Source organism: Jhaorihella thermophila (assembly GCF_900108275.1).
Taxonomy (GTDB): domain Bacteria; phylum Pseudomonadota; class Alphaproteobacteria; order Rhodobacterales; family Rhodobacteraceae; genus Jhaorihella; species Jhaorihella thermophila.
This window is the reverse complement of sequence record NZ_FNVD01000041.1, coordinates 1-6,979: the sequence shown is the minus strand read 5'-3', so window position 1 is coordinate 6,979 and position 6,979 is coordinate 1. Positions and strand designations below refer to the sequence as shown.

Genomic DNA, 6,979 nt, shown 5'->3' with positions numbered 1-6,979 from the left:
TTCCACCGGGCCGGACAGGCGGTCGATCTCGGTCAGCCAGTTGGTGAAGCGCAGATACCGCATGCCGCCGCCGTCGAAGCGGCCGGGGCGGAAGCAGACCGTGCCGGTGGTGATCAGCCCGTCATGGCCGCGCAAGGCCCAGCCTGTCGTGGTGCCGAGGTCGAGGGCGAGGATCGTGCGTGACGGCGGATTCAGGGTTGCGCCGGGCTCGACGCCGGACAGAGTCGTATCAGCCATGGGTGGTCTCCTTTTCTGGTGGCTGCTCGGGTGGAAGACGACGGCGGTTGATGCTTGGCGGTACCGGCCGCCGTCGTCGGATTGGGGTTCACGGAAGGTCAAAGCCCACGCGCGCGGACACCCCGCTACGTATGGGATGGGGGCCAACTCCTCCGGTTGGCCCCCCATACGTAGTATGGGGGCTTTCCCCACTAACTCCTCCACATCACACAACGCATTGAAAACACGTCGCAAAACATGATTTTGGAGGAGTTGGGGAGGAGTTGGGCCACTAACTCCTCGACCGCCGCAAGTCATTGATTTCATTGAAACAGGAGTTGGGGAGGACATAGGAGTTAGGCCTCACTCTTAGGAGTTGGGGAGGCCCCTTCCGCGTCCGTCGTCGTCTCGGGATAGACCCAGACGGCCGGATTTTCGACGTCCATGCAGACGCCGGAAAGCGGGCATTTGTAGTGGCTGGGCAGCACCGGAGCGGCGGTCTCGCGGACTTCCCCGGTCTCGGGGTCCACCTGTTCCTCGGGCCGGAAACGCATGCCCTTGACGCAGAGATAGCCGAAGCGCGACCGGACCTTTGGGTATCCGAATTGTGCGCCGTCGCGCAGGAACTTGATGTGCCCTTTCGTGGCGAGGACACTGAGGCGTTCCCTGATCGTGAATTTGCTGCCAAGGCCGCTCTTGTTCTCGAAGGCTTCGGCGAATTGCATCGTCGTGTAGAGCCGGCCCTCGGCCGCTTCCTCGAAGAGAATGTCGAGGATCACGTCCCGCTTGCGATCCCGCTCCGCATCGAACTTCGCCCCCTGTTCAGCGCGCACGAGCCGTTCGTTCATCGGGTTGACCTCGACCCACGCCCCCTTGACCTTGTCGACGAGCTTGGCGGGCAGTGCGGGGCCATTCCTGAGCTCGATCTCCAGCTTCCGCTCCGATGCCTCCTCGTCCGGCCGGTGCAGGATCAGCCCGGTCGTGTAGAAGCCGCGCAGCGCGCTTGCGCCGGAAAGCGCGAGGAAGGGATCCTCCTTCACCTGGTGCTTCGACAGCTTCTTGGTGTGGTGGACGAGGATCACGCCGCAGTCGGGGTTGACGTGGTCGCGCAGCACCTCGACCCGGTCCTTGAGGAAGAACATCATCGCGGCGTTGTCGTTCTCGCCCCCGCCATCGGGCCCGCCGTCGAAGAGGTTGCGGATCGGGTCGATGCAGAGGATGTCGAGGGGATCATCGGGGAACGCCGCCCGGATCGCCGCGGCCACGCGGGCGCTGCCCTCGGCATCGAGCAGCATCTTGAGCTTCGGGGTGACGACGAGGTTGTCGCGCGCGGCGGCGACCAACCCGGGCGGCAGGCCGATCTGCTGCATGCGCTCGCGCAGGTAGTGATACTGGATCTCGGCCTGCAGGTAGAAGATCCGCAAGGGCCGTGGCGGGATGAAACCCAGAAACGGCACGCCGGCGGCCATGTGCACGAGCCAGGCGATCAGCAGATCGCTCTTGCCCACCTTGGGCGCGCCGCCGAGCACCAGGAGCCCGCCCGGGGTCAGCACGCGGGGGCCGATCAGGTCGGCGGGCATCGGGCTCTGGTCGTCGAGCAGCTGCCCCAGCGTGAAGCTGGGCATCTCGTCGGGTGCGGGAGCAGCGCTGTCGAGCCGGACGAGCGGCGGTCCGTGGCGTTCGACATGACGCGCCCACAGGCGTTCGGACTCGCGCTTGAGCCGTTCCACAGGCCACTGGGGCCGCAGCATGGCGGCGTTGTAGCCGCAGATCGCCTCCCAGCCCTCGCTCTTGCTCATCCGGCCCTCGTGAACCAGCCGGATGAAATAGCCGATGGCGGCGGACGCCCCCTCGAAGCGCGACCAGTCGTCGGTGCCGCCCTCGCGCACTGGCGTGACCAGCACATCCTCCACCGCGGGCTTGTCGGGCGTGGCGAAGTCCGGCGTCAGGCTCACGCCCGGCGCGGGCGGCATGTCGGCCACGGCCTCGGCGAACTCGTCGAGGTCGCGCTCCAGCCCGGCGTTCAGCTCGACGATGCGCACCAGCGTCTTGAGGCCGTTCTTGTAATAGACCGAGCCCGCCACCCGGATCGGCTGATGCGCCGAGCGGAAATGCATGTCGCCCCCGACCTTGGCGGCGATGTCGCCGCGCAACCGGCAAAGGCGCCGGATGTCATCGCCTTCGGCGGGCTCGGTGAGCTTCCACCACACATGCGCCTTGTGCTGGCCCTCCGGCGTGATGCCGCCGCTTTCCACCACCATGGTGGGCGGGCCGAGATGGCGCTCCAGATGAGCGCGCTTGGCGGCAATGTCGCCGCTGTCGATGTCGACGACGACGGCCTGCATCTGCGCCACGTCGGCGGCCTTGGCCTGGCCGGTTTCCGCGACCGTGCCGGGAATGACGTAGACCGCAGCCCCCTCGCGCGCGGCCCAGTTCGCGAAGGTCGCCATCTTCTCGGGTGCGGTCTCATCGGCCGAGATCCAGATGTTGTGCGGCCGGCCGTCGATCCCCTGGCCCTTGTCGATGAAGCTGCGCACCGGGATCAGCCCGTCGCAGTAGCCGAAGACCACCTCCATGAAAGAGGCAATCTGCGCAGGATCCGGCTCGTCGCCGAACGGGTCGATCTGCGGCGCCGCGTCGTTGAAGTCGCGCCAGGGGTTGAAATGGACGAGGTTGGCCTCGGATTGGTCGGTCGTGCTGTCGTCGCGCATGTCGGTGTCCTCGGGTGGTTCGGGCGGGTCTTGGGGCGTGTCACTCATCCGGGCAGTCCCCAGCAGCGTTCGGCCCAGGGGCAGAAGCGGCATTCGAAGAAGTCGCGGTTCCGGGCCACGCGCGGCAGCAACTCGCCCGCGTTCGTCGCCCGCAGGATCCGCACCGCGCGATCCGACATGCGCTGCGCGAGCTCGGCGTCGAAGGGCACGAGCTCGTGGTGCAGCGCGGCGGTGTCCTTGTTGATCGCGGTGAAGAGCGCCGGTGCCGCGCTGATGCCGGGCACCGTCGCTTCCATGTAGGCCTGGTAGAGCGCGATCTGGGCGGCGTAGACGGGCTTGGCGACGGTCATGCCCTTGGCCACCGTCTCGCGCCAGTTCTTCGCGTTCATGGTCTTGCATTCCCAGAGGGCGGGTGTGCGCAGCCCCATGGCGGCGGGGGCGCCCATGACGATCCCGTCCACGTGACCGCGAATGCGTCCGCCGGCGACCGCGAAGCCGAACTGGCCGCCGTCGCGCTTCCGGGTGGCGAGATCGAGTCTGGCGGCGCGCAGCCACTTGACGGCGAGATCCTCGAGCGCGTGACCGATCGCGAAGATGCGCAGCGACCGGCCCGAAAACTCCTGGCCCTCGTCTTTCGGCGCATGGGCGAACTCGAACTGCAGCGCCCGCTCGCAAGACTGCCCCAGCCGGGAGGCCCCGAGATAATCGCGCGGCGGGGTCGCGGCGCGTTCGGCCTCGAGCGCGGCATCCACGGCGGCGTTGATGCGCTCCGCGATACCGGGGCGATGGCTGTAGTCCAGCATCAGAACGGGATCTCCGATTGGCTGGCGATCTCGGCCATCTCGGCGCGGAAGGCCTCGACGGTGGTGACGATCAGCCGGTGCATGTCGTTCTGGCTCAGCTGGCCCAGCGGCCGATCCCAGCCGATTCGCTCCATCTCGGGGGCGAGCGCGCGCATGACGGCGGGCAGCGCCTGGGTTTCCTCTTCGGTGAAGTCGACCATGTTCAAACCTCTCTTTGCTTTGCGGGTGAAGGCTGCCTGGCAGCCCATGGAACAGAACCAGCGGCGGGTTCGGTGCGGACGCGGACGGGAGGCGTCGAACCAGCCGAAGCCGCGGGTTCGCGATGTGCAGACCGCGCAGAGCAACGGACGTGGATGCCAGAGGCGATCACGGCCCGGTCGATCCGCAGGCGCTGTGGACGGGGGTGAGACTTGCGCGACATGGCTCACGCGGCCCTCCGTTCCGGCGTGGCGGCGGCCTGGACAAGCTGCCGGATCGCGCGCTTGTTGAAGCGGAAGGAGATCAGCGCCGAAGCGTGGTAGCGGGTGAGGCCGTAATCCTGCCGTGCGCTCGGGGGCAGGTATTGCAACTGCTTCTCGGTCGGCGCCTGGCGCAGCCAGCCCCGGGTCTTGAAGGCGCTCTCGTCGCTCTCATGCGCGTTCAGCCAGTCATCGGCCTGCGCGAGGCACACCGCGCGCTCGCCGATGCCGAGAAGCCGGGGCTGCGCCCCGCGCCGGCCACCGACCGCATGCCAGAGCCCGCCCAGCCAGAAGATGCCGCCCCAGGCGGTGAAGCCCGTGGCCATCAGCGCCGCCTCGTCGCCCAAGAGATCGACCCATTGGAACCTCGACCGCTTCAACAGGTCGATTTCGGTCATCACGAAGCTCTCGAGCGCCTCGGTGCCGGCCTCGTCCTTCGGCTCGACCAGCAGCGCGCCGCAAAGCGGGCATTCGCGCGCACCAAGCGGGATCTCGGCCTCGCATTCCGGGCAGGTCTTGGTGGGCGCCGTGCCGCTGACCTCGCGGCCATCGAGATCGACGTCCTGCTCCAGCGTGCCGTGCATCAGGCTCGACGTCCCGAAATCCAGCACCACGCAGTCGGTCTTGACGATGCCGGGGTGCTCCTCTGGATCGACCGTGCGCAGGCCGCGCCCGACCATCTGGATCATGGTGGACTTGCAGGATGAGGGGCGCAGCAGGATCACGCAGGAGGTGGGCGGGTGGTCGAAGCCCTCGGTGAGCACGGAGACGTTGACCAGCACGGCGATCTCGCCCGAGGCATGGGCCGCGAGGATGTTGCGGCGCTCGTCGGCTGCCAGATCGCCATGGATCAGCCCCGCAGGAATGCCTGCCGCGTTGAAGGCCTCGGCGACGTGGGCCGCATGGGCGACGGTCGAGCAGAAGACGATGGTGGGCCGCCCGGCGGCTTTGTCGCGCCAGTGGCGGATCACCTCGTCGGTGACCGGAGCGCAGTCCATGATGCCGGCGACCTCCCCCATGTCGAAGTCGAGGGCGGTCTTGCGCACCTTTTGCAGCTGCGCGCGCACACCCACGTCGATCACGAAGGTGCGCGGCGGCACGAGGTGGCCGGAGGCGATCAACTCGCCCAGCCGGACCTGGTCGGCCACGTTGTCGAAGACCTCGCGCAACCCCTTGCGGTCGCCGCGGTTCGGCGTGGCGGTGACCCCTAAGACGCGGGCCTCCGGGTTCGCGTCCCGCACCCGGTCGACGATACGGCGGTAGCTGTCGGCAATGGCGTGATGCGCCTCGTCGATCACCAGAAGATCGAGCTTCGGCATGGCCTCGAGATTGGCCGAGCGGCTCAGGGTCGGTGCCATGGCGAAGGTGACCTGGCCGGACCAGTCCTTCGTCGCGGCATTCACCACCGAGGTGGAGATGCTGGGATTGACCCTGCCGAACTTCTCGCGGTTCTGGGCCGTCAACTCGTCACGATGGGCCAGCACACAGGCCTTGGCGCCACCCTCGACCATCTCGCCCGCGACGGCGGACAACATGATGGTCTTGCCCGATCCGGTCGGTGCGATGCCGAGCGTGTTGCCGCGGGTCGAGAGCGCAGCGAGGCTGCGCTCCACGAAGAGTTTCTGGCGGGGACGAAGGCGCATGGGCTGGCCCTCACTCGGCCCAGGACGGGCGGCCCGGGGTTGCCGGGGCGGTGGGGGTCTGCGCGGTGCTGGTGGGAGCCGCCGGAGCCGTGGGTGCCATCGGTGCAGCCGCCGTCCCCATGACCTGCGCATAGTCCCGATGATCCGGCGTCACCGCCGCGCGGATCTCGTTCTTTTCCTCGCCCATGGCATCGGTGCCGACATCGATCCGGGCCACGAACTCTAGCCCGTCGAGATCGGCAAAGCCGCCGATCCGTCGCGCGGCCTGCGCCTGAGGCGACTGGTCCTTGTCGGAAATCCCCCGCGCCGAGTTCAGCATGCCGCGGATGAGGCTGCGCCCCATGTTGGCCCAGTCCGGTCCCTTGGGGCTGTAAAGCCCAATCAGCGTGAAGATCTTGCGCCGGGCATAGGGGCCCTCGGTCACGGTGAACTCGCCGTTGAGATACACCGCACCGGTCGAGCCGCGGGTGGCATAGCCCCCGGTCCAGCCCTGCGACGGGTCGTCGAAGCCGCCGGGGCGGATCGTCAGCCGCACCTTGGCGAGCGTGCCCTTGGGGATGAGGTTGGCGTTGGATTGCGCGTCGTTGAAATCGTTCCACAGGCCAGACATGGCATTGGTCCTTTCAGTTTGAGGGATCGGTTTGAGGGGTGGTGGCGGGCGCCGGGATCGCCGGCGGATCGATCACCAGCGGCCGGGCATCGAGCGGCAGCGGCTGGTGGATCTTGTCGATCAGGCGGCCGAGATCGGGGGGCTCGAGCATCTCCAGCCGACCGGAGCGGTCCTTGGCCGGATAGCCCCAGGGGTTCTGGGTCTGGCAGACGAAGACCCGCCGCAGCTCGCCCTGCTCATTGGGCAACGAAGTCAGCGTCAGCACCTCGTCGACGATGCCCGGCAGTTCCAGCCCGGTCTTGGAGCCCTCGATCTGCGGCACGAAGTGCTTGCGATTGAAGTCATCGAGCTTCTCGTCGAGGATGCCGACGAAGATCACGTTCTTCGCCCGCGTGTGCTGGAGATGCGTGAGCCAGCCGATCATCTCGCGCCCGTGCAGCCCATAGGCGCCGCGCACGTCGGGCTTGCCGGTCTTGTCCGAATGCGCCTCCGGCTGGCCCTTGCACCACTGGAAACACAGCCGGCCGGCGACGGTGAT

6 protein-coding genes and 1 pseudogene are annotated in these 6,979 nt (G+C 67.7%); all 7 read right to left on the bottom strand.

Annotated features, from left to right (window positions below):
* Positions 1-237 (bottom strand): annotated as a pseudogene (locus C4S70_RS17915) (hypothetical protein); the annotation flags it as partial.
* Between the two features lie 335 nt (positions 238-572).
* The gene (locus tag C4S70_RS17910) at positions 573-2,975 is read right to left on the bottom strand and encodes an AAA family ATPase (protein ID WP_104009456.1); all 2,403 of its coding nucleotides are present in this window, start codon (positions 2,973-2,975) and stop codon (positions 573-575) included.
* Positions 2,972-3,730, bottom strand: coding sequence for a PD-(D/E)XK nuclease family protein (locus C4S70_RS17905; protein WP_104009455.1), 759 nt, complete (start codon positions 3,728-3,730; stop codon positions 2,972-2,974). The genes C4S70_RS17910 and C4S70_RS17905 overlap by 4 nt, the downstream gene beginning before the upstream one ends.
* Entirely contained in the window at positions 3,730-3,930 is a 201-nt protein-coding gene (locus tag C4S70_RS17900) for a DUF6511 domain-containing protein (RefSeq protein WP_104009454.1), read from the bottom strand. Before C4S70_RS17900 ends, C4S70_RS17905 begins: the two co-directional genes overlap by 1 nt.
* A 224-nt stretch (positions 3,931-4,154) precedes the next feature.
* A complete protein-coding gene (locus tag C4S70_RS17895; protein ID WP_104009453.1) occupies positions 4,155-5,831 on the bottom strand; it encodes a DEAD/DEAH box helicase in 1,677 nt (558 codons plus the stop codon).
* Between the two features lie 10 nt (positions 5,832-5,841).
* Positions 5,842-6,441: a hypothetical protein gene (locus tag C4S70_RS17890; protein WP_104009452.1), complete on the bottom strand. Its 600-nt coding sequence runs from the start codon at positions 6,439-6,441 to the stop codon at positions 5,842-5,844.
* 13 nt (positions 6,442-6,454) lie between these two features.
* Positions 6,455-6,979, bottom strand: a 525-nt coding sequence (locus C4S70_RS17885) for an ATP-binding protein (protein ID WP_146064263.1), incomplete at its 5' end; no start/stop codon positions are given.

Excerpts from the sequence above, each read along its gene's own strand:
- C4S70_RS17910 (WP_104009456.1), bottom strand. The coding sequence starts at position 2,975 with ATGAGTGACACGCCCCAAGACCCGCCCGAACCACCCGAGGACACCGAC.
- C4S70_RS17905 (WP_104009455.1), bottom strand. The coding sequence starts at position 3,730 with ATGCTGGACTACAGCCATCGCCCCGGTATCGCGGAGCGCATCAACGCC.
- C4S70_RS17900 (WP_104009454.1), bottom strand. The coding sequence starts at position 3,930 with ATGGTCGACTTCACCGAAGAGGAAACCCAGGCGCTGCCCGCCGTCATG.
- C4S70_RS17895 (WP_104009453.1), bottom strand. The coding sequence starts at position 5,831 with ATGCGCCTTCGTCCCCGCCAGAAACTCTTCGTGGAGCGCAGCCTCGCT.
- C4S70_RS17890 (WP_104009452.1), bottom strand. The coding sequence starts at position 6,441 with ATGTCTGGCCTGTGGAACGATTTCAACGACGCGCAATCCAACGCCAAC.